22 protein-coding genes and 6 tRNA genes are annotated in these 21110 nt (G+C 40.9%); 9 read left to right on the plus strand and 19 right to left on the minus strand.

Features of this window, described 5'->3' with window-relative positions:
* Positions 1-161: 161 nt before the first annotated feature.
* Positions 162-764, minus strand: coding sequence for a hypothetical protein (locus WC310_02365; protein ID MFA5358645.1), 603 nt, complete (start codon positions 762-764; stop codon positions 162-164).
* A 218-nt stretch (positions 765-982) separates the two neighbouring features.
* Between WC310_02365 and WC310_02370 the strand changes: the two genes are divergently transcribed.
* From WC310_02370 to WC310_02380, 3 genes are all read left to right on the plus strand, one after another.
* Positions 983-1528 (plus strand): DUF2178 domain-containing protein, encoded by a 546-nt coding sequence (locus tag WC310_02370; protein MFA5358646.1) that lies wholly within the window; start codon positions 983-985, stop codon positions 1526-1528.
* A gap of 9 nt (positions 1529-1537) precedes the next feature.
* Complete coding sequence (locus tag WC310_02375; protein ID MFA5358647.1) at positions 1538-1732, plus strand: helix-turn-helix transcriptional regulator; 195 nt, start codon at positions 1538-1540, stop codon at positions 1730-1732.
* Positions 1733-2132: 400 nt separating this feature from the next.
* Complete coding sequence (locus WC310_02380) at positions 2133-2333, plus strand: cold shock domain-containing protein (GenBank protein MFA5358648.1); 201 nt, start codon at positions 2133-2135, stop codon at positions 2331-2333.
* 98 nt (positions 2334-2431) lie between these two features.
* Here the strand turns inward: WC310_02380 and WC310_02385 are convergent, their stop codons facing one another.
* Complete coding sequence (locus tag WC310_02385) at positions 2432-2722, minus strand: hypothetical protein (GenBank protein ID MFA5358649.1); 291 nt, start codon at positions 2720-2722, stop codon at positions 2432-2434.
* A 128-nt stretch (positions 2723-2850) separates the two neighbouring features.
* Positions 2851-3192, minus strand: coding sequence for a hypothetical protein (locus WC310_02390; GenBank protein ID MFA5358650.1), 342 nt, complete (start codon positions 3190-3192; stop codon positions 2851-2853).
* Positions 3193-3334: 142 nt separating this feature from the next.
* On the opposite strand from WC310_02390, the gene WC310_02395 reads away from it, so the two are divergent.
* Entirely contained in the window at positions 3335-3892 is a 558-nt protein-coding gene (locus WC310_02395; GenBank protein MFA5358651.1) for a YdcF family protein, read from the plus strand.
* Positions 3893-3901: 9 nt separating this feature from the next.
* The gene (locus WC310_02400; GenBank protein MFA5358652.1) at positions 3902-5113 is read left to right on the plus strand and encodes a methyltransferase domain-containing protein; all 1212 of its coding nucleotides are present in this window, start codon (positions 3902-3904) and stop codon (positions 5111-5113) included.
* A 275-nt stretch (positions 5114-5388) separates the two neighbouring features.
* Here WC310_02400 and WC310_02405 read toward each other — a convergent pair whose 3' ends face one another.
* Positions 5389-5565: a hypothetical protein gene (locus WC310_02405; GenBank protein MFA5358653.1), complete on the minus strand. Its 177-nt coding sequence runs from the start codon at positions 5563-5565 to the stop codon at positions 5389-5391.
* Between the two features lie 179 nt (positions 5566-5744).
* Here WC310_02405 and WC310_02410 point away from each other — a divergent pair, with 179 nt between their 5' ends.
* Complete coding sequence (locus WC310_02410; protein ID MFA5358654.1) at positions 5745-6107, plus strand: four helix bundle protein; 363 nt, start codon at positions 5745-5747, stop codon at positions 6105-6107.
* 31 nt (positions 6108-6138) lie between these two features.
* Here the strand turns inward: WC310_02410 and ychF are convergent, their stop codons facing one another.
* The gene (gene ychF, locus WC310_02415) at positions 6139-7218 is read right to left on the minus strand and encodes a redox-regulated ATPase YchF (GenBank protein ID MFA5358655.1); all 1080 of its coding nucleotides are present in this window, start codon (positions 7216-7218) and stop codon (positions 6139-6141) included.
* 125 nt (positions 7219-7343) lie between these two features.
* Between ychF and WC310_02420 the strand changes: the two genes are divergently transcribed.
* Positions 7344-8285 carry a DUF475 domain-containing protein gene (locus WC310_02420; GenBank protein MFA5358656.1) on the plus strand — a complete coding sequence of 314 codons (942 nt, stop codon included), beginning with the start codon at positions 7344-7346 and terminating at the stop codon, positions 8283-8285.
* A gap of 5 nt (positions 8286-8290) precedes the next feature.
* On the opposite strand, the gene WC310_02425 is transcribed toward WC310_02420, so the two are convergent.
* From WC310_02425 to WC310_02465, 9 genes are all read right to left on the minus strand, one after another.
* Complete coding sequence (locus WC310_02425) at positions 8291-8545, minus strand: hypothetical protein (protein ID MFA5358657.1); 255 nt, start codon at positions 8543-8545, stop codon at positions 8291-8293.
* A gap of 57 nt (positions 8546-8602) precedes the next feature.
* Positions 8603-9325 (minus strand): TIM barrel protein, encoded by a 723-nt coding sequence (locus WC310_02430; protein ID MFA5358658.1) that lies wholly within the window; start codon positions 9323-9325, stop codon positions 8603-8605.
* Positions 9326-9729: 404 nt separating this feature from the next.
* Complete coding sequence (locus WC310_02435) at positions 9730-9972, minus strand: GIY-YIG nuclease family protein (protein ID MFA5358659.1); 243 nt, start codon at positions 9970-9972, stop codon at positions 9730-9732.
* 134 nt (positions 9973-10106) lie between these two features.
* A tRNA-Ala gene (locus WC310_02440) sits at positions 10107-10182 on the minus strand.
* 1427 nt (positions 10183-11609) lie between these two features.
* Positions 11610-11686: transfer RNA gene (locus WC310_02445), tRNA-Val, on the minus strand.
* A gap of 87 nt (positions 11687-11773) precedes the next feature.
* A complete protein-coding gene (locus WC310_02450) occupies positions 11774-12382 on the minus strand; it encodes a hypothetical protein (GenBank protein MFA5358660.1) in 609 nt (202 codons plus the stop codon).
* Positions 12383-12395: 13 nt separating this feature from the next.
* Positions 12396-12469: transfer RNA gene (locus tag WC310_02455), tRNA-Ala, on the minus strand.
* A gap of 76 nt (positions 12470-12545) precedes the next feature.
* A tRNA-Arg gene (locus WC310_02460) sits at positions 12546-12618 on the minus strand.
* Between the two features lie 7 nt (positions 12619-12625).
* A tRNA-Arg gene (locus WC310_02465) sits at positions 12626-12697 on the minus strand.
* A gap of 282 nt (positions 12698-12979) precedes the next feature.
* Between WC310_02465 and WC310_02470 the strand changes: the two genes are divergently transcribed.
* Complete coding sequence (locus WC310_02470) at positions 12980-14056, plus strand: DNA recombination protein RmuC (protein MFA5358661.1); 1077 nt, start codon at positions 12980-12982, stop codon at positions 14054-14056.
* Between the two features lie 135 nt (positions 14057-14191).
* On the opposite strand, the gene WC310_02475 is transcribed toward WC310_02470, so the two are convergent.
* Complete coding sequence (locus WC310_02475) at positions 14192-14434, minus strand: hypothetical protein (GenBank protein MFA5358662.1); 243 nt, start codon at positions 14432-14434, stop codon at positions 14192-14194.
* Positions 14435-14624: 190 nt separating this feature from the next.
* On the opposite strand from WC310_02475, the gene rpsT reads away from it, so the two are divergent.
* Complete coding sequence (rpsT, locus tag WC310_02480) at positions 14625-14891, plus strand: 30S ribosomal protein S20 (protein ID MFA5358663.1); 267 nt, start codon at positions 14625-14627, stop codon at positions 14889-14891.
* A 249-nt stretch (positions 14892-15140) separates the two neighbouring features.
* Here the strand turns inward: rpsT and holA are convergent, their stop codons facing one another.
* From holA to WC310_02500, 4 genes are all read right to left on the minus strand, one after another.
* Entirely contained in the window at positions 15141-16091 is a 951-nt protein-coding gene (holA, locus tag WC310_02485) for a DNA polymerase III subunit delta (GenBank protein MFA5358664.1), read from the minus strand.
* 141 nt (positions 16092-16232) lie between these two features.
* Complete coding sequence (gene polA / locus WC310_02490; GenBank protein MFA5358665.1) at positions 16233-18995, minus strand: DNA polymerase I; 2763 nt, start codon at positions 18993-18995, stop codon at positions 16233-16235.
* Between the two features lie 324 nt (positions 18996-19319).
* Positions 19320-19390, minus strand: a tRNA-Cys gene (locus tag WC310_02495).
* Positions 19391-19636: 246 nt separating this feature from the next.
* Positions 19637-21106: a hypothetical protein gene (locus tag WC310_02500; GenBank protein ID MFA5358666.1), complete on the minus strand. Its 1470-nt coding sequence runs from the start codon at positions 21104-21106 to the stop codon at positions 19637-19639.
* Positions 21107-21110: the final 4 nt, after the last annotated feature.

Here is a 21110-nt window from a genome sequence, read left to right on the forward strand (position 1 = left end):
TAAGCTCGATCGAGCCGGGTCGGGATTGGAGGCAAAATTGCCTCGGTCTTTGTTTTTACCATAGTAGCCACTTTTTGTCAATATACTAGTGATTTTATGAAAAAGAAAAAGACCCTTGAAGTTATCGCTGGGTCTTGATATTAACTTGTTTTGTCGGAAGCCTAATTTGCCTCGGCTTCCTTGTTTTTTGACTCAATCGGTTCCGGAGAACATTCCGGAGGGTAATAACCGATCGTTTTATAAACGGTCGTTCGAAATTTTGCCAACATCATAATTTTTTCCAACCCCTGCGCTTTGATGACAATGGCAAGGGAGACAGCGGCGATTTCCGCCGCAAACAAGATGGTGGCAGGAATGGCAACCATCCACCCTGTGGCGCCGGAGAAATATGTCGCCGCCGTAAGCATAACGGAAGCGGCAAAGAAAATAACCGACTGAATGAGTCCGATAATACTCATTTTTTTGTCGGCTGTTTTGTACGTTTCTCTTAGCCAAAGAGAACCTTCTTGGTAGTACATTTCAATCTGCGCCGGGTTTTCTTTGGCGGCAATGACAACGAGCATTTTTCGGCACGTTTGTGCGAGAACGTCATTGTCGTTTTTCGCCATACACAGTTGCAAAGCTCGTTCATAGTTCGCCGCTTCCACGAGCCTGGTTAGCCCATGGATAAACCCTCCGGCGCTATATTGTTTTTTTATTTGTCGTTTAGTTAAAACTACCCCAAGCACCATCAAAATAGTCATCGCCCAAAACAAATAAATCATTCTTTTTCCTCCTTTTTAGTAGGTGTTTTTGTCAAAGTATCATTATACAATATCATAAGTTTTTATTTCTGTCAATCTTTTTAAGATTTATTATCTATTTTAGATAAATATTAATATCTATGTCTATTTAAAGTTTTTTGTTATTCTTTAGCTACTTGACAGCTATGTTAGAAATATATAACATAGGGGTATAAACTAATAATTAAACAAAAAGCATTATGACCGCCAAACAATTTTTATTTTTTAAATTAATAGTAGTGGTGATTCTGGCCGGCGTTGTCTCCTCTTTTATTACTGTCGGTAATTATGTAATACCGCTTTTGGTATTAATGACAGCAGGAGTGCTTCTTTATTTTATAAAAAAAAGAGTCAAGGATGTTATGGAAGACGAACGCGATTTTGAAATCGCCGGCAAAGCCGCCAGGTATGCGATGACAATTTTCAGCTTAGTTGGTGGAGTGGTTATTATTGTTATTTTTGCTTTACGCCATACCAATCCAGATTTAGAGCTGGTCGGCTCAGTGTTTGCTTATGCGGTTTGTTTTTTGTTGCTTTGTTACAGCCTGTTATTTAAATATTTTCAACAATCTCCCGGCAGCCGTCGACGATATGTTTTGTCGGTTGTAATAGTGGTCGTACTCTTTTGTTTGTTGGTTTTTGGTTTGCGCTTATTTTCCGGTGAAGATAATTGGATTTGCCAAGGCGGGCAATGGTTACAACACGGTCAACCCGACTTTCCCGCTCCCGCAGAATCTTGCAGATAAGCTTTGTTTATGCAAAATAAAATAAAAGAGTTACGAAACAAGCTAGGGCTGACTCAGGAATATCTTGCCAGCAAAGTTGGCGTGCGGCGCGAGACCATAGTTTTTCTCGAACAGGGGAAATATAATCCTTCGCTACAACTAGCGCACAATATAGCCGTAGTGCTAGAGGTGAAGGTTGACGATTTATTTTTATTTGAAAAATAGACGGTTGGCAAAATAAAGAAGAGAAATCCGTTTTATTATGCGGCAGAACGGATTTTTAAATTATTTTGTGATAAATTTGTGAAAAAATAACGCGCCTGAGCGCCAATTTCGCCGTCTTCGGCAGTGATGATTGGGGCTTGTGGTTCTTCGCTAAGATCGAAAAAAAAATGATCAAGGTAGATAATGGGATAAAACGGTTTGACGTGGGGAAATAGACGTGTTATATAAGTGTGTTTTATTTAGACGTGATTTAGAGCTGTTTTGGTCGTTTTTTGCCTGCCCTCTTGCTTTTTTTAGCGTTTACTGCTATGATTGTCTTGCAAAAAGTTTGCCACAAGTAGAAAGGAGTCGAATTTCTGCGGCAGCCAAGTTTTGCAGTTTAATTCACTATTTTCTTTTTATGAACGGAAAAATAAAGCGCTTAACAGACAAGGGTTTTGGTTTCATCACCCCAGACGGCGGCGATGGAAAGGATGTTTTCTTCCATTCCTCAGCCCTTCAGGGTGTTGACTTCCCTTCTCTTCGCGAAGGCGATGCCGTGACTTTTGATGTCGAAGATTCTGAAAAGGGTCCTCGCGCCATCAATGTTGCTCGCGTCTAATGGCTAGACTTTAGTCTCTATATAACTCCTACCCACTTTGGGTGGGAGTTTTTAGTTAAAAAATTTTTAAAACCCCGGGAGTTGTCCCGGGGTTTTTGTCAGCCGTTTGCCGCTTTTTCCCTTTCTTTAATTTTCAGTTTGTCGTGTTGTTTGCTGTCTCCGACAAAGGAAAAAGCATCAAGCTGTTCTCTCTCAAGAATTTCCGTTACTGCGGCGGAAATCCTTTCTTCATCCGGACAATGGTCGCCGGACCCTAGATTATATCGTAGGTGCATAACCAGCATCGCCACCGCCATATCTTTGCCGATTATTTCGATCACCATGTTGATTCCCTTGATGCCGTCGGTTTCAAGAATTTTTGCCGCTCGCTGCAGCACTTCAGAAATCATTTATAAATCCTCCCTTTTTTAAGACCTCGATTTGATTTTATAGCTTAAGCTGTTCTCTCATTTTTGTCAATATTTTACCCGCTAAAGAAAAAACGCTCTAGGTGTCTAGGGCGTTTTTTAAAAAAAAGTTAATCTTCTTCCGGCTGAAGGCGTTTTTCCAAATCCCGGAAAAAATTTGTCATGCTGGCAATTTCCATTTGAATATCTCGGATAATTTTCAGCGTTCGGATCCGGGAATTTATGTCCGCCGTCAGTTCTTCAATCGTCTGCGCGTTTGCGCCGTTGCCGTTGACGACATTCATGAGAGTGATGAGCATGTCTTGATCGGTGTTTTTTATGGCTTGTTCCAAGATGTTGATTAGTTCCGAAATGTCTTTATCCAGCCAGTCAAAAGAAAGCCCTGCCATCTGACCCAGTTTGGTAGCGAAATTGCCAGCCAAATGAGAAAAATTTTTTCTATCCAGAGCCATTATTGCCTCCTTGGTAGGGGGAAGAGAGTATTTACTCTTGGTTAAAATGTTCAGTGTCGTTTATGTTAGGTTACAGTCGGGTAAAAGTCAAGAATATTAGGGTTTTACTTTTGTTCCGGTATTGTTAGAATATGTTATATATATGACAAGCGGTAATATCAAAAAAATAACCGATTACGTGTTTATTAACTCCGTACCTTGCCGAGCCGACGTAGCAATAGTTTTTGGCACTAGGCATTCCGAGCCAATAGACCTGGTCGCGAAATTGTGTCAGAATGGTCATGTTGAGAAAGTCGTATTGTCTGGTGGTGTTAACAGTCAAACAGGACAAGTAGAGGCCGAGGTAATGAAAAATCTTTTGGTTGGAATCGGAATAGACGAGAGTCGATTGATAGTAGAGAATCGTTCAACCAACACGCTAGAAAACGTTATTTTCTCAAAAAATGTGATCAGCGAGCAAATCGGTCTGGAAAAAATTGGAACTATCATTGCGGTGGTAAAACATTTCCATGCTAGACGCGCCGTCATGACTCTTCGAAAACATTTTCCTAAAAATATAAAAATAGTGCCGGTAGCTTACGATATCCACGGCTTCGGCAAAGAAGACTGGTATAATTGCGATGATGGTATCGAGAAAGTGATGGGAGAGTTGGAAAAAATAGAAAAATATCTAGATAAAGGAGATATTGAGGAATTATAAAAAATTATTATGCTTTATTATTTTATCCTAGGACAATCGTCTAAACTATCCGTTGCTGAAATCTGCGCTTATTTGCAGAGAGCCGGTATCGATTTTAAAATAAACAAATTTTCCGACGAAGTATTGGTTTTAGAGACTAAAAAAGAAATTGACGCAGAAAAGACTTTAGACTGTCTGGGCGGCACTATAAAAATCGGACAGATACTGCTTGACTCGCCTTCAATCAAAATTTCTCCAGAACTTGTTACCTCCAAGCTAAAAGTATCAACAACCGATTCCAAGTTTCATTTTGGTTTTTCTACTTATCAACTGGTCAAATACAATTTCCGTCTGCCGCGAAATTTCGGTCTGGAGGTAAAACGTTTACTAAAACAAAAAGGTATTTCTTCGCGGCTAGTTACTTCCAACGAACCAAATCTTTCCTCTGTTACTGTGGCCAAAAATCGCCTACTCAAAAACGGCGCAGAGATTTGTTTGATTATTGACAAAGATAAAGTCTATATCGGTCAAACGTTGGCAGTGCAAAAATTCGGTGAATATTCACGACTAGACTATGGTCGACCGGGACGCGACAGTCTTTCCGGTATGTTGCCACCAAAAGTAGCCAAGATGATGGTTAATATTGCGGCGATAGAAAGCAGTAAAGCAAAAATTTTGGATCCGTTTTGCGGCAGCGGAACAGTACTGCAAGAAGCGGCATTGCTTGGTTATACCGATCTGATCGGTTCGGATATTTCGACAAAGGCGATCGAAGACACTAAAAAGAATTGGGAGTTTCTTACTGCCAGTAGTTCATCGGTAGTCGATAGTCATTTAGATATTCATGTTCTTGACGCCACTAGACTTTTTTTAAAAATTAAACCAGGCTCTGTTGATACTATCGTTACCGAACCGTTTCTTGGTCCCCCGCTGCGAGGCGGCGAATCGTTGAGAGAGATTAAAGAAATTACCGATAAGCTTGCGGCATTATATTTTAAATCCTTTGGTGAGTTTAAAAAAGTATTAAAACCTGGCGCCAAAGTAGTGATAATTTTCCCGATAGTAAAAAGCCGACCGTCTATTGGCAACGATCAGCTAGAGCAGATAAAAAAACTTGGTTTTACTTCGGATTGGGATTTGCCCAAAGGAGTTGAATCTATTTTGACAGAGCGACAGTCGATCATCTATTCTCGACCAGGGCAAAGAGTAGAAAGAGAAATATTTGTTTTTAAATTAAAATAATTTTTTGAGTGGATCAAAAAAACTGGCAGGGATTACCCCGCCGATTTTTTGGGAAAATAGAAACCCCGTACTAATAAAGTACGGGGTATTTTGTTAAGGCGGGAGTTAACCGTGCGACCGTTGTCCTAGACTAACGACTAGGAACAATCGCTCTACCACTCCCAAGGAGAAATGATCACCCCCTCTCATAGGAACGAGTTGTTTAAAACCTCATTTTTTCGGACGAAGTTTTTCAACAGCCTCATTTCTCCCCCTCCTTTCTTAGGCAGGCTGGGTTAATCGAAATAGCGGTCCAACAACCAAAAGGCGCCGTTACCTATCAGCTCTTTGGCCGTTCCGCCGATCTCCTGATAAACCGGAAGTGCCAGTTTATCATAGAGATATTGGAGCAAAAAGACATAAAAAAACGGAGGGCAAATTGCGCATAGAAAAAGTTTTTCTTTGGCATTCATTTTTTTCCCTCCTTTGGTATTTTTCTTGATGTTCTAAATATATTGTAGCGCGTTCGTGGAAAAAAGCTAGGTGGTAGCTGGTAGTTGGTAGCTGGGGATAAATAGGAGATTGGTAGGTGGTAATTAGGGGTAAAAAGTTTAGATATTTTTAACATCTTATCCTTTATTCTGATTCTATTATGAGTAATTCAATAAAAGACTTTACGGATTTAGAAACCTGGTGGGAAGCCCAGCGCCTACTTTTAGAAATCTATAAAACAACCGAAGACTTTCCTAAAGACGAACTTTTTGGGTTAGTTAGTCAGATTAGAAGAGCTTCTGTTTCTGTTACGTCAAACATTGCCGAAGGTTTTTCTAGGTATTCTTTGGCGGAGAAAACAAGATTTTATAATATAGCCTATAGTTCTGTCGTCGAAGTTTATAATCAATTGATTGCAGCTAAAGACTTGGGTTATATAAAAAAAGAATGCTTCGAACAAAACATTTTGATTATAATCAGCGTCAAAAAATTGATTAACGGTTTGATAAAAAGTCTCTGTTAGTCACCCCAACTACCAACTACCACCTACCATTTTAATTACTAAACCTAAAATGACAAACATCGCCGTCTTGCATGACATAGTCTTTACCCTCGATCCGCAGTAGACCTTTTTCTTTGCAACCAGTTTCACCATAGGCGACAAAATCCTGCCAGCGACAAACTTCGACGCGGATAAAACCTTTTTCAAAATCGGTATGGATCCTGCCTGCTGCTTGCGGCGCAAAACTGCCACGCTGTACTGTCCAGGCGCGAGTCTCATCTGGACCGGAGGTAAGAAAAGTTATGAGATCCAAAGTTTCGTAACCTTTTTTAATCAGCTGATCAAGGCCGCTTTCTTCAAGTCCCAATGTCTGTAAATATTCTTTTTTTTCTTCATCAGCAAGTTCAGCTAGTTCGGCTTCAATTTTTGCTGAAATGGGAAGAATCAAATTTTTATCTATGCCTTTGATTTCCGGCAATGGGTTTTTGACCGCGCCTTCGTCGACGTTTAAAATATACATTACCGGTTTGGCGGTCAGTAGATTGAACTCTTTGATCATGCTTTTTTCATCATCGGTTAAATCAAGAGAATTGACCATTGTACCGGCTCCTAATTTTTCTTTTATTTTTTTTACCAATTCTAGTAATTTGGTGTCTTCTTTACTGACGCCAGATTTGATCTTCCTTTCCAGATCGCCAACACGCTTGGTGATTGTTTCCAGATCTTTGAGCGCTAGCTCGGTATTGATCACTTCAATATCAGAAGCAGGATCAACCTTGCCACCAGACTCGATAATAATATTTGGATCAGTAAAATTGCGAACCACTTGAGCAATAGCATCGACTTCGCGAATATTGGCTAGGAATTGATTACCCAGTCCTTCACCAACCGAAGCGCCTTTGACTAGTCCGGCAATATCAACAAATTCAATCACTGTCGGGACGATCTTTGCCGATTTTGCCGCGTCAGATAGTTTTTGCAATCGTTCGTCAGGTACCTCAACAATACCCACGTTTGGTTCGATAGTACAAAAGGGGTAATTGGCAATATTGATTTGTTTTTTGGTCAGAGCTTTGAAAAGCGTTGATTTACCAACGTTTGGCAGACCGACAATACCGATGGATAGAGACATGAAAATTAGGAATTAGGAACTGGGAATTAGGAGCTGGGAGCTAGGAACTATGTTACCTTTATTTATTGATAAAATCAACTATTATCGTTTGATTTAACTATGATTTACTGTATAATATTGTCATTATGTTTTCTCTTGCCACCATATCTCATTTTCTTATTATTATTCTCGGACTTTGCGTTTTTGAGATTATTTCGAGTATTGATAATGCTGTAGTCAACGCCCATGTTCTCAAAACCATGCCGGAACGTTACCGCAAGATTTTTCTGTTTTGGGGCCTGCTTTTTGCTGTTGTTCTAGTACGCGGTCTGCTACCTTTTGTTATTGTTTGGATTGCCAATCCGGCACTTTCGGCGCTAGAGGTAATACGCGCTTCTTTTTCTTCCAGTGATCAAGTTGCCGTCTCGCTAGAAACGTCAAAACCATTGCTACTACTCGGCGGCGGCATGTATCTTTTCTTAGTTTTCTTGGCCTGGCTTTTCTTAGAAGAAAAAAAATATGCTTTTCTGGTCGAACATTTTATCCATCGCCAGTCAGTCTGGTTTTACGCCATCTCGTCGATATTTTTCACTACGATTATTTATCTAGCGATCAAAACCAATCCGATGCTAGCCCTAGCCGCCGCTATTGGTACTACGGCATTCTTTATCACCGATGGTTTTAAGAAAAACGCCGAAGAGCAAGAAAAAAAATTAGTCAGTGGGTCAAACATGAGCGCTTGGAGTAAAATTTTATATTTGGAAGTACTTGACGCTTCTTTTTCGATCGACGGCGTAATTGGTGCTTTTGCTTTCACACTTTCTATTCCCCTGATTATTATTGGTAACGGCATTGGCGCATTTGTTGTCCGAGAGTTTACTATTCGCGGCATCAACCTTATTTCCAAATTTGCTTATCTAAAAAATGGAGCGATGTATTCCATCGGTATGCTCGGCACTTTAATGGTTTTGGAAAGCTTCGGCAAGCATTTTCCTTTTTGGGTGGCGCCAATAAACACCTTTTTACTTCTAGGTTTTTTCTTACTGCTATCTTATCTGGAGGTGAGGAAACAGAGTGAGATTAAATAACCCTTTTATTTTTTGAGGAAATCATCGAAAATATCGATGGTTTTTTTGATGTCAAAAACAGATGCCCCTTTGTCGGTGCCGGTTATTTTCGGACCCAGTTCGAGATTGATAACATTAAATCGTTCCTGCGTAATTACGCTATTTTTAACAACAAAACCAACCAGATCAAGGAACCTTTCTTTTTCTTCGGGTAAATGTTTAAGGAATTTGTTGATACCAATATGGCTGTCGAGCTGATAAGACAGTCCCCAGACGATCATTTGCCATAAATAAGTTTTTGATTTTGTATGCGTTCCGTTGATTATTTTGCGATAATTTCAGTGCGGTGAAACCAGATGGGCGTAGTTGATTTTTGGTAAAAGTCCGTATCGCAGTAAGTCTTTTTTAATTTCTTCATAATCTCCGCCGTAGTGTATTAATGTATGGCTGAAATCAAAGGTAATTCCCCAATTTTCATTGTTTCCCCAGCGTTGAACAAGAGGTTCAAAATCTTTAAGATCTGAACCAAAACATCCGCCGTGAATTTCGCCGCAAACCGTTTCGATATTAACTATTACGCCGTTATCTGCGGCTATAGGTAGTACTTGTTCAAAAATTTTTCCTATTTGCAAGGTATTGTCGTCAAAAGATTTTTTTCTTCTGCCCAAGTGAATAGTGATAATTGCCGGTTTATCGGTACCAGGAGAGACGTCTTTTAGCCGGCGTAAAAATTTTATTTGTTCAATCAGTAATTTAACCCCGTCTTGCGGGTTGGCTAGATAATCAACTTGATTGCTGAGTAGACCAAAGGCGATTAATCCGTGCAGACGGAGTCCGTGCTCGCCGTTAGTTAGCGGCATCTTTTTTTCTTTAAAAAGATTGATTATTTTTTCCGCCGCGCCCTTTTTTAGCTCGATTTTTTTCCAATCCACCAGCGGTGGCGACAAAAAAAGCGTCGGTTCTACGCCGCTGATTTTATTTAAGGCTTCCCGTGCCGTTGGAAAAATATAGGAAAATGCCTTGAGATAACGATAAGCTGAGCTAGGAATGATGAAATTCATAAAATATAGTTTGATATATACTATTGTATTCTCTTAGGCGTAAAAAGCAATCAGGTCATAAGCAGGTTGACTTTTTTTGCTTTTAATCGATTCTATTGTTTAAAGTGCGTTGTGTTTTATTAGCTTAACAAATATGTTTGTTTCGTCAATAATCAGTAAAATATTAAGATATCAAGGTTTATTTAACTTTTTAAAGATAATAAAAAGGCTAATATTTATTTTTTTGAAAAATCTTATTATTTGGCGGAGATGTATTTTTGCCTACGCCGGAGCAAGCGTAATGGCGCGGTAAAATGCCGGTATTGAAAACAAAAGAACACCATCTGTATTGCAAAATGATGTTCTCTTTTATTGGCTCCATTCGTTACGACTGAAGCCAAACTATTATATTTCTCTCTTGTGAATTATATTAGTCTCTTGTTTCTAAAGGTCATACCAGATGCTGTCTTTAGATATTTTTCAAAATCCAAAGCCCGTTTTTTGTCATCAAAAGCGGAATAATAAAGCATTTTCCACGGCTTAAACTTATTGGTATGAGGAGATTTTCCTTTATTATGATCAGCTAACCTTTCATCAATATCTTTTGAAAAGCCAGTGTAAAACTGTTTTGGAAAATTTACGCTCTGGATGATGTAGACGTAAAACATTTGATTTGATTATTACCTATTGGCCGTGCCATCCGTAGCTCGCGACAAGAATAGCAGTGTAAACGTCAACAAAATACAGCCCTCCTTCGCTCTTCGAGCTACGGAGGATATTCTTCGCTCTAGTGAGCGAAGAATGGTGGACCCTACCGGGCTCGAACCGGTCACCTCTTCCATGCCATGGAAGCGCTCTACCAAATGAGCTAAGGGCCCCCACACCAACCTTAAACCGTCGGTAATTTGTTAAGAATAATGATTTTAACAAAACGACGTTTTAGTACTTTGAATAGTCTAATCAAAGTTGGTTTGGGGGCAAGCCCAAGAATAAATTAAGGATAAAAGTTAATCAACGAACCAAATGCTTGTCCGCCGCCTGTCTACGCGAAGTTCGCCGCGGCGAACGAAGGCAGGAAGCCCGAATGTAATGAGGGCGAAGGTGGAAGCTAATGGCCCAAAACTAAATAAAAAATTAAAAATCAAATATCAAAAATATTGTACGATGACAGTATTTTAGCAAATTGGACGAATAATGCAACAAGGTAGTTATAGTATAAGAAAACTGAATTAAAACAGCTTCGGTATTTATTTTAAATATTTTACGACTCTTGATTTTGTTTAATTTTAGATATTATTTACCACAACCACCATTTACCATCTACAAATTTGTTTCACGTGAAACATTTTTTCTTCTTAGCGAATTTGACTGGATAAAAAGATGGTAGTAATATATTATTGTCTGAACGGCTAAATTTCCTCGACCATCCTTGAGAGAGAACAGTTTTGAACAAACAGCCAGACCAGGCAGCCAGCATTTTTTTACTGCCGTTCAGACGTCAGTCAATCAGTCGGGTCTCACATGGGACCCGACTTTTTATTTTTTGCCACTACCCTTTTTATTGCTAAGGTGGCTTACTCCTTTTTGCCTCAAAAGACAAGAGGTCTAGGGAAAGGGGAGTAGTGGTAAAATATAAGAAAGTACCATAATTTTTGACAAAATCATCTGAAAAAGATAAAATAATAGCATGATTTATTCGTCGAGCAGCCATTTTTAATAGCTGCCGCAACCTTTTTGGCAACGTGTATTGGCCACGTTGGACGAATAGATTATTCCGTGAGGGGCATCCGCCTTACCGCGAAGATGATCGTTTAACGACGGAACGACCATACAAAACGACTACCAAACCTAGCCGGCCAATATAAGCAATGTCTTTTGACGCTCAGCTTTATATACGACTAGCCAAGAATGTAGTACGTCGTTCACCTACCCAATAGAACGCTTCGGCGTTCTTTTTAATTCCTTACAGGAAACCCCGCATGACCAAAGCGCCCCGAAGCTGGGCGCGAATGGAGTGCGGTGAGGACGTTGTTTACAACGAAAAACGGGGGTATTCCCCCACTGTCTTTTAAATAATTTTGACCGTGCCATTCGTAGCTTGCGACAAGGGAAAAGAAATAAGTAACTTATAGCTCTCCTTCGCTCTTCGAGCTACGGAAGACATTCTTCGCTCTAGCGAGCGAAGAATAGTGGGCATACGTGGATTTAAACCACGGACCTCTGTCGTGTGAGGACAGCGTCCCGCCCGCTTTGTCTAGCGATAAGTAATAAACTTGTTATATTTTAGAGGCAAAAAATGATATTCTGGTGGGTTCGACAGGATTTGAACCTGTGACCTCTGTCGTGTGAGGACAGCGCTCTAACCAACTGAGCTACGAACCCTCTAATTAATAGACGAAGCTAGGCGGGCGGGTATAACCAGCTGAGCTATATGTCCCGCGATAAATAAAAAGTAATTAGACAAGTTAATTATTCTTGTTCCGGGAATTTATCGGGAAAAAGACTGAAAAAAGATACTTCTCCGGTATTTTTGTTAATTTTAACACCTGGTTTCTCTAATATTTCTGATCTTGGCATATTGATCTGATGACTACTTAAAGCAACTTTTATACCTGCAGAGATAATATCACCCGCATTAAATAGCCTTATTTGGCAGTCAGAAATTTTTAAGCCGTAACTTTTAAGCCTGTATTTTAGCTGATTAATTAAATCTTCAGTAATTCCATTTTCGAGATTTAGCGAAAGATGCAACATTCCGGCTATTTTCCTTTCAGGTTTAGCCAATGTTATAATGGCACAAGATATTGGCAATGCTTCTAGATAATCGATATTATCTTTTTCTCCAATAATGTCTAAATCGTCGGTAAAAACCTCTCGTGATTTTATTTTCTCAGAAGAACAACCAATGTAGTTCTGCTTTTCCGGGTTTTTACCGGTTTTTTCTTGGTATAGCCTATCTGCTTCCAATATCCCCTTTGCCAGACATTCAAAAACAATCTTTCCGCCGGCGGAGTTGTCCCGATAAATAAATTTTTTTAATTCTTCGGTATGGTTTGCTTTTGGTTCAAATTTTTCCATAAATTTAGATATTTGGTGGACCTAGGCAGAATCGAACTGCCGCTTCTACAATGCGAATGTAGTGTCATACCACTAGACCATAGGCCCACGGTAAGTAAAAAGTTAAAAGTAAAAAAATACAGCACTCTCCCCTTTTTACTTTTTAATTTTTACTTTTAAAATTCGCCCACGGAGGGAATTGAACCCCCAACCTTTTCCTTAGGACGGAACCGCTCTATCCATTGAGCTACGTGGGCATAAAAACGTCCCCGAGAGGACTCGAACCTCTGTTACGGGCTTCGGAGGCCAGCGTCTTATCCATTGGACGACGGGGACAAATTAGTATATGGGTCTTGGTGTTTAGGTCTTAGAGCGAAACATTTGGTATTTGTATTTTTCCTATATACTATATACTAAGACCTCCATACTAATTTTTGTTTCACGTGAAACATTTTTGTAGATGGTACGCGATGCTTGGTAGAAATAAACTCTAAAATTAAACTAATTCAAGTGTCGTACAATGTATTACTAAACTTTAGAAATTTTTAATTTGCTTTTTGATAAAACTAACAACGGTGGTATAATTCTAGCTGATAATCTACTTAAAATCAATCTTTTATGGAAATAATTCTTGGAATCATAATACTCGCGCTTTTATTGGCCATTGGCATAGTTGCCTATTTGTATAGTAAAAAAGGACAAATTACCACACCGCCTGCCGATCAGAACAGTTTATTACTAATTCAGAACCAACTCAATGAATTAACTCGGACAATCGATAGTAAAATAGGAGAGTCGTCAAAAATGATGAACCAGTCGGTAATTACTCAGTTTTCCGAGTCGCAAAAATTGATAAAAGAAATCACCCAAGAGCTTTCTCAAGTAAAAGAAACTGGCAAAAGAGTGGAAGGCTTTGCTGATCAGTTGCAAAGTCTGCAAGATATTTTAAAAAATCCAAAGCAGCGCGGAATACTCGGAGAATATTATCTGGAAGCTGTGCTGAAAAATGTTTTGCCGCCGGGCAGCTATCAGATGCAATATAAGCTTGGTAAAGACGAAGGTGGAAAAGATTTGATTCCCGATGCCGTAGTTTTTGTCAAAGATAAAATCATTCCGGTTGATTCCAAATTTTCTCTAGAGAATTATAATCGCATCGTCGAGGAAAAAGATTCGGCAGAAAAATCTCGTCTAGAAAAACTTTTCGTCAACGATCTTAAAGAACGTATTGTCGAGACCGCAAAATATATTCAGCCAAGCAAGGGGACTATGGATTTTGCTTTTATGTTTATTCCGCACGAAGCGATTTATTACGATTTGATTGTAAATAAAATCGGCGCTCTCAAAGAAGATACGGAAAGTCTGATCCAGCGCGCTGCGTCGAAATATAAAGTAATTATTGTTTCGCCAACATCTTTTTTAGCTTATCTGCAAACGGTTTTGCAGGGACTGAAAGCCATGCAAATCGAAGAGCAAGCAAAAGATATTGTGAAGCGCGTTGGTGACCTGACAGTGCATCTGAAAAAATATGCAGAAAAATATGACAAGCTTGGTCGGTCGCTCAGCACGGTAGTAAATCAATACGATGATGGCGCTAGTGAGTTTAAAAAAATAGATAAAGATTTGATTCGTATTAGCCAGACCGATGAAGCATTGGGATACGAGCCGTTGAAAATAGATAAACCGAGAGGGGAGTAAAAAAATATAAAATTTTTATAAAAAAGAAGGGACGGAAATATTTCCGTCCTTTTTGTTGTTATTGGTCGAGATTTTTTTGTGCTCGACATTTGTTGGTGGTCGGTCGTATCCGGCTAATTTTTTCGTTTTGTTTTCTTACGGTGTGAAGACGTGTCTGCATTTTGGGCAGGTCACGTTGTTGTTATTGTTGATGTCGTTGTAAGCTTTTACAGCCTTACTCCCGCCAAGCCGATAAAGCTCGGCTATTTGAGCGCGTTCTTCAGCGGCATTATTGTTTGAAGGAGAGGCGTAAGGATCTCCTCCGATAATCACGCCAATAATAAACAATATAAACGCGATGAGCAGTAACATTCCTTCGCTAGGCATTTTAACCTCCATAAATGAAGTAGCATCTTTTTAATGTTCCAGATTATAAATAATATCGTTTTATACACTTTAGTCAATAGCAGATGGCAATATTTACATACATTACTGGTTTATCTTGACTAATTCTAGGTAATTATCTATACTGACAACACTTGATTGGTCTAACGACTAACCACTAACGACTAACCACTAATGACTAACTATGCCTATTAAACAAGCAGCCAAAAAGGCTCTGCGACAAACTATCACCAGAACCAGTCGTAATTTAGACGTAAAAAAGAAATTGGAATTTTTGGAAAGAAATATTAAAAAAGCTTTTGCCAAAAATAATTTAGAAGAGGTAAAAAAAGTCTATAAGGAATTACAGCAGGTGGTCGATAAAGCGGCAAAAAATAAAGTTTTTCACAAAAGCAAGGTTGATAGAATGAAATCTCGTTTGATGAAAAAGATCAACGCTTTGAAAAAATAAATGAATTTAAAAAATCCGGCGCTAAGCCGGGTTTTTTTGTGTACCAAGGTGGGGTGACGCTCCGTTGTCATCCTGAGCCTGCGAAGGATCCCTCTTTATAACCCATGTACGGGAAAAACAATCTTCACGTAATCATCGACGGTTACGTTTTAATATTCGCGTTTAGCTCTTTTCCGGAGGGATCCTTCACTTCGTTCAGGATGACAGTAGGGTTTATCCTGGGCGTAGGTGAGGGATTTGGAATGACAGCTAACTCATTATTTTCGCTAGCAACAAATCAAAAAGCACCACACTGTCGGCATAGCTGGTTTTTATTTTTATATCCGTTTCCAGTAAAAGAGAGTAAATATTTTTTAGTTTATCCAGGGAAAAATTTCTGATTTGTGCCAAAGCTTTTTGTGCGACAAAAGGGTGAATTTTTAGTTGCGAAGCGATTTGTTGTTTGTTTGTCGATCCCAAATCTTTAATAAGCAGCAGAATACGAAATTGACGAATCAACATTGAAAGTAAATAAAGCTCATTGGCGCCGGAGTTTAGTTGATCATCGAGTAGTTTGTGAGCAAGACGGTGGTTTTTATTTGCTATGGCATCAATAAAGTTAAAAATATTATCATCAAACTTGCTTTTAACTAAGGTAACAACGTCATCAGCTTCGATGGTTTTTTTGTTTTTGAAAGCGATCAATTTGTCTATTTCCGAGTTAACCGTCCACAAGTCGTTACCTACCATCTCGGAAAGTTTGACGATTGCTTCTGAGGAAATAGCACCGCCACGGCGTTTGGTTTCCAGATGAATCCAGTTGCGGAGATCGCTGTCACGCAGCGGATCAAAGCGCTGAGCGTATTTTTCTTTGTTTAGTCTTTTGAAAAGCACGGTGCGTTCGTCCGGTTCACCTGGTTCCCAAAAAACAATGATATTGTCTTTGGTTAAATTTTCTTTTTCTAGTACTTCGATTACTTGCCGACCGACTTCCTTATTTTTATTTTGACCAAGCAGACCGCTAACTACGATCATGCGTTTGCGCGCTAAAAAAGGCGGCGTGGCAATAGCCGAATTAAACTCCTCAACTTTCATTTTGGCGCCATCGATAAAAGTCAGGTTGAGAGATGACTCGTCAACGTCTTTGAGGAATTTTTCCTTTAGCTCGGTTAATTTGTGATGGCTGCGATAAGTATCGGGACCATATAGGAAGAAGATCATAAAATTGGTAGTTGGTAGATGGTAGCTAGGGACTAGATTAGTCTAGCCCAAATAGTAGGGGAAGGCAATTTATCCTAAGAGTCGTTCCGGGTTTTTTGTGATCAAAAAGGACGATCAGAATAGTCGCCCTTCCTCTATACTCTATGCTATTCTTTCCGTTTCTCCCCAGTTATCACCAACTTCCACATCAACCACTATTGGCACGCGAAGCTTGTAAACATTTTCCATAGTGTCGCGCACCAGCTTGGCGACTTTTTTTACCAGCACGTCTTTGACTTCAAAAACCAACTCGTCGTGAACCTGTAAAACCATTTTTACTTCATTTGGCGCAAATTCTTTTTTGATTACCTTATCAATTTCAATCATGGCAAGTTTGATCAGGTCAGCAGCGGTTCCTTGAATCGGTGCGTTGATTGCCATACGCTCTGCCGCGGCGCGAATTTGTCCAACGCCGGAATTGATGTCTGGAATATAGCGAACGCGACCAAACAGCGTTTCGACATAGCCTTCTGCTTTAGCGAGGCGAATAGTCTCTTCTAGATACTCTTTGACTCCGGAAAAGCTTTCAAAATATTTTTCGATAAATTTCCGCGCTTCATCAACAGAAATCTTGGTTCGCCAGGACAGACCGTAAGCGCCCATGCCGTAGAGAATGCCAAAGTTAACAGCTTTAGCATTGCGGCGCATTTCTTTAGTTACTTTTTCCAGCGGCACATCATTAATCGCCGCCGCGGTTGCTTGGTGGATGTCCTTTCCTTCTTCAAAAATTTTCAACATCTTTTTATCTTTAGCCAGTGACGCCACGATGCGCAGTTCGATTTGCGAGTAATCAGCTTTGAGTATTTTATAGCCTTCTTCTGCAATAAAAGCGCGGCGGATTTTGCTGCCGAGTTCGGTACGGATAGGAATGTTTTGTAGATTGGGGTCAGATGAAGAAAGGCGACCGGTAGCAGTCACGGTTTGATTGAAACTAGTATGAACGCGGCCGGTTTTTTTGCTGATCAGTTCGGGAAGAGCGCGGGTATAAGTGGATTGCAATTTGGCTAGCTCACGGTGATCAGAGATATAGTCAATAATTTTGTGGCGACCGCTCAGTTTTTCCAGCTCCGGCGCGGCGGTAGAAATACCGGTTTTGATTTTCTTTATGCCTTCGCTGGAGATTTTGAGCCGGTCAAAAAGCACTTCTTTTAACTGTAGCGGCGAATCGATATTAAAGCTGATGCCGGCTATTTTGTAGATTTCTTTGTCGATTTTTTGCCGGTCTTCTTCCAGTTGTTTATCGAGCTTATCGAGAAATTTTTTGTCGATTTTTACGCCAGTGGTTTCCATTTTGGCTAAAATTGGTATCAACGGCATTTCGATTTTTTCCATCAGACCAAGAATGTTTTTTTTCTCTACTTCGGAATACAATTTTTCAAAAAGTTGAAAAGTGTAGTCGGCATCTTCCGAGCAATAGTCGGCCACGCGGTTAACATCGACTTGTTCCAGGGTGATTTGTCCTTTGCCCTTGGGACCAATCAGCGCAGTGATGGGAGTCATCTGATAACCGATTTCGGTAAAGGCTAAAGTATCCAGGTCGTGAGCGCGACTACCGGGATTTAGCAGGTACGAAGCAATCATAGTATCAAAATAAACCCCGCCAACTTCGAAGCCGGCTTGTTTTAAAATCTCGATGTCATATTTTAGGTTATGACCAATCTTTTTCACCTTGTTGTCTTCAAGTACGGCGCGCAGCTCGCGGCTCGCAGCTCGCGGCTGCTCGTTAAAAACTAGATAATAAGCCTCGCCTGATTTCCAGCAAAAGCCGATGCCTAAGAGTTTTGCGGTTATCGTGTCTAGACTAGTAGTTTCGGTATCAATAGCGATAGTATCTTGTTTTTTTAGTTCTTTGATAAAGCTTTCGTAGCTTTTTTCATCGGCAACGAGGTGATAGCCTTTGCGGATTTTGAAATCGGCACTAGGAGCTGGGAGCTGGGAGCTAGGAGCTCCAAATAAATCGCCTTGTTTGGTTTCCGCCACTGCTTTGCCGCTGATGTCTGGTAGGCGAGATAAAAGAGATTTAAATCCAAGATGCTGAAAAAGATCAAAAACTTTTTTCTGGTCAGGCGGGACAACTTTGTTCTCGTTGAGCCTAAAATCTATCGGCGCGTCGAGTACGATCGTTGCCAGATGCTTTGACATCTTGGCATCTTCCTCGTGTTCGACTAGTAAAGCGCGATAACGATCTTTGATTTTTTTATCGCCTTTTTTAGCTGCTGCCAAAACTTTTTCCAGTGTGCCAAATTCCCGCAGCAATTCAACAGCGGTTTTTTCGCCGATACCTTTGACCCCGGGAATATTGTCCGAAGCATCGCCGCGAAGCCCTTTGTAGTCAATCATTTGGTATGGTTTCAGACCGTAGCGTTCTTTTACCGCAGCAGCGTCATAAATCACAGTATCGTTAACTCCGCGTTTGAGAGTAAAAACTTCCGTGTCGTCGTCGATTAGCTGCAGTGTGTCCATATCGCCGGTGACGATAATGCTTTTGACCTTACCTTCGGTTTTATGACAAATGGTGCCGATCAGGTCGTCAGCTTCAAAACCATCAAGTTCATAAAGCGGAATATTGAAAGCTTTGGCTAAATTTTTGACGATTGGGATCTGGGCGTAGAGCTCGTCTGGTTGTTTGGTGCGCGTTGCTTTGTACTCTTTATATTCTTCGTGACGAAAAGTCTTTTTGGCTTTATCTAAGGTTAAGGCAATATAGTCTGGTTTTAGCTCTTTGTAGATTTTAAATAATATCAAAGCAAAGCCATAAACGGCGTTTACTAGTTGGCCGTCTTTGCTGGTGAGTGGTGGCAAAGCGTGAAATGCCCGGTGGATCAGGGCGTTACCATCGATGACAATTAGTTTTTCTTGTTTCATAAATATGATGGTAGGAGGCTAGGATAATAGGAGGCTAGGATTAGTTGTTGGAACGACACGCCCTCTGGGCGTGTTATCGTGCACGATGCTTTAAACGTAAGGCATGAAATATGTAACATGAAACAATCTTAAATAAACTTTCGTTTCGTGTTTCATGTTATGTGTCTTATTTTACCATTTATTGCTGAATAAAAAAACCGTTAGAAAACTGACGGTTTTTGGGAGACCATGACCGGATTTTCTCCCTTCGGGAGATGTCCCCTCCAGAGGCGGGCAAGCCGCAGGGACAGAACCGGTGAGGTCTTAAACTAGACGGGGTGAAAAAGGCCTGGACCGGATTTGAACCGGTGATAAGGGTTTTGCAGACCCTTGCCTTACCACTTGGCGACCAGGCCATAAAAGAAACAAACGGTAAATTGTTAATGTTTTGTCTCCCTTCGGGAGATGTCCCCTCCAGAGGCGGGCAAGCCGCAGGGACACAGACCCTTGCCTTATCCGCCGCGGCGGACGACGTGACCGAACAAAAACAGTTTAACAAAAATATATTTAAAAATCAATGTTTTTCTAAAATATTTTGTATAAAGAAAAAACCGAGCTAAGTGTGACACTTGCTCGGTTTTTTAAAATGGTTGATTAGGGCTTTAACGACTTCCGTCGACCAGCCCTTTTTTTAGTATCGACCCAGCCCTATTGATCAGGCCGGGAGCGATACACTGGGAAAACATTCTGAACGACTCACCGCGTTGGCGGTGGTCGAAAAATCGACGAAAAAGCTGGGTTGTCCCTCCTTCGGTGAGTATCGTCGGAAGGACGAATCGTTCGCCGTTTTTTTCGACGAGGATCATCCAATCTTCCTCGCCGTATAATTGTTGGACATTGAAACCGATTGGTTCCAGGGCGGTTTTGACCGCGGTCAAAACTTGTTGGTAATTCCAACCGGCGAGACTTCCGGCGCGCGTCATAATTTCTTTTTCCAAATCATCGATATTGATTTGGTTATCCGATGCCGGATGATTGGAATCGGATGATGAATTATGGGGGTAGCTGTTGTAGCCGTAATCGCCGGGATTCTGGACGGCATCGAAATTAATGAACCCGCCGCCCTTTTTTTGCTTTACGCCATTATTTTTGTTGTTCTTAGTCTTCGCAACAAAAATAGCGACTAAGGTTACGATCACTCCGCCCAAGAAAAGAGCGAAGTAGATCAGTGGGGAGTCTTTTTTTGGATTGACGATCGAATCTATTGCCGCTTGGCAAGCGGCAATTTTAGACTCGCGATCGGCTTTTCGGGCTTTCCATGCCTCAAACTGACCGCTATATTTTTCGTTTTCCGTCGTCACCGCTTCCGGGACGATATAGGAGATAGAAAATTCCTCTACGTCTTCCAACGCGGTGAAGACAAAGTTAATGCCTTCCGGATCGGAAGGTAGTTTTGGCTTAATCGGTTGATCTTGCGCTTTTGCGCGGATCACGCCGGTGCAGCCGACCTCGCCATTTGCCGTGATCTCCATTTTTCCGGTGCAAACCCTCCCGGTTGCACTGTAGGAGATATTCTTCATTTCCGGCAGTTGCCAGAAATTGTAAACTTCGCCCCTTTGCATACTGACGGTTTCGGTTTCCTTGGAAACAGGCTTGTACCCCGTCAGCAGCTTTTGTGGCTCAGGATCGTTCACCTGAGCGATTGTCAAAGCCTCGATTTTTCTTTGTACCTCTTCGATTTTGTCGACGGCGTGGTGAACCCGTCGGAGAAACATCTCGTCCGCCACGTTCGGCGCACAAGATTTTAGAATACCGCTTCCAAGGAGGAGCAGCGCCATCAAGATGGCAAAACCGCTCCACTTGCCTGTTTTCAACGATCCTCGGACAGCGAGTCCGATGATGACGACCGCGACAACCGGGACGAGGTTCGTCCAGGTCAGCCAGCCGACCATGAACGGTACGGCAATCAGGGCGACGGTCGCCATGATGGCGATCATTTTCCAATTTTCTTTCAGTTGCTCGACCAGCTTATCCAAGCCGGTGTTACCTTCGGCGGTATAGCCGAGGTTGTTGCTCTTTTCATCAATCGGCGGCTTGGTCGGCCGCGGAGCTGGTTTTTGTGACATTGTCATTGTT

The sequence above is a fragment of the Patescibacteria group bacterium genome (genome assembly GCA_041653535.1).
GTDB lineage: Bacteria > Patescibacteriota > Patescibacteriia > JACRDY01 > JACRDY01 > JBAZFH01.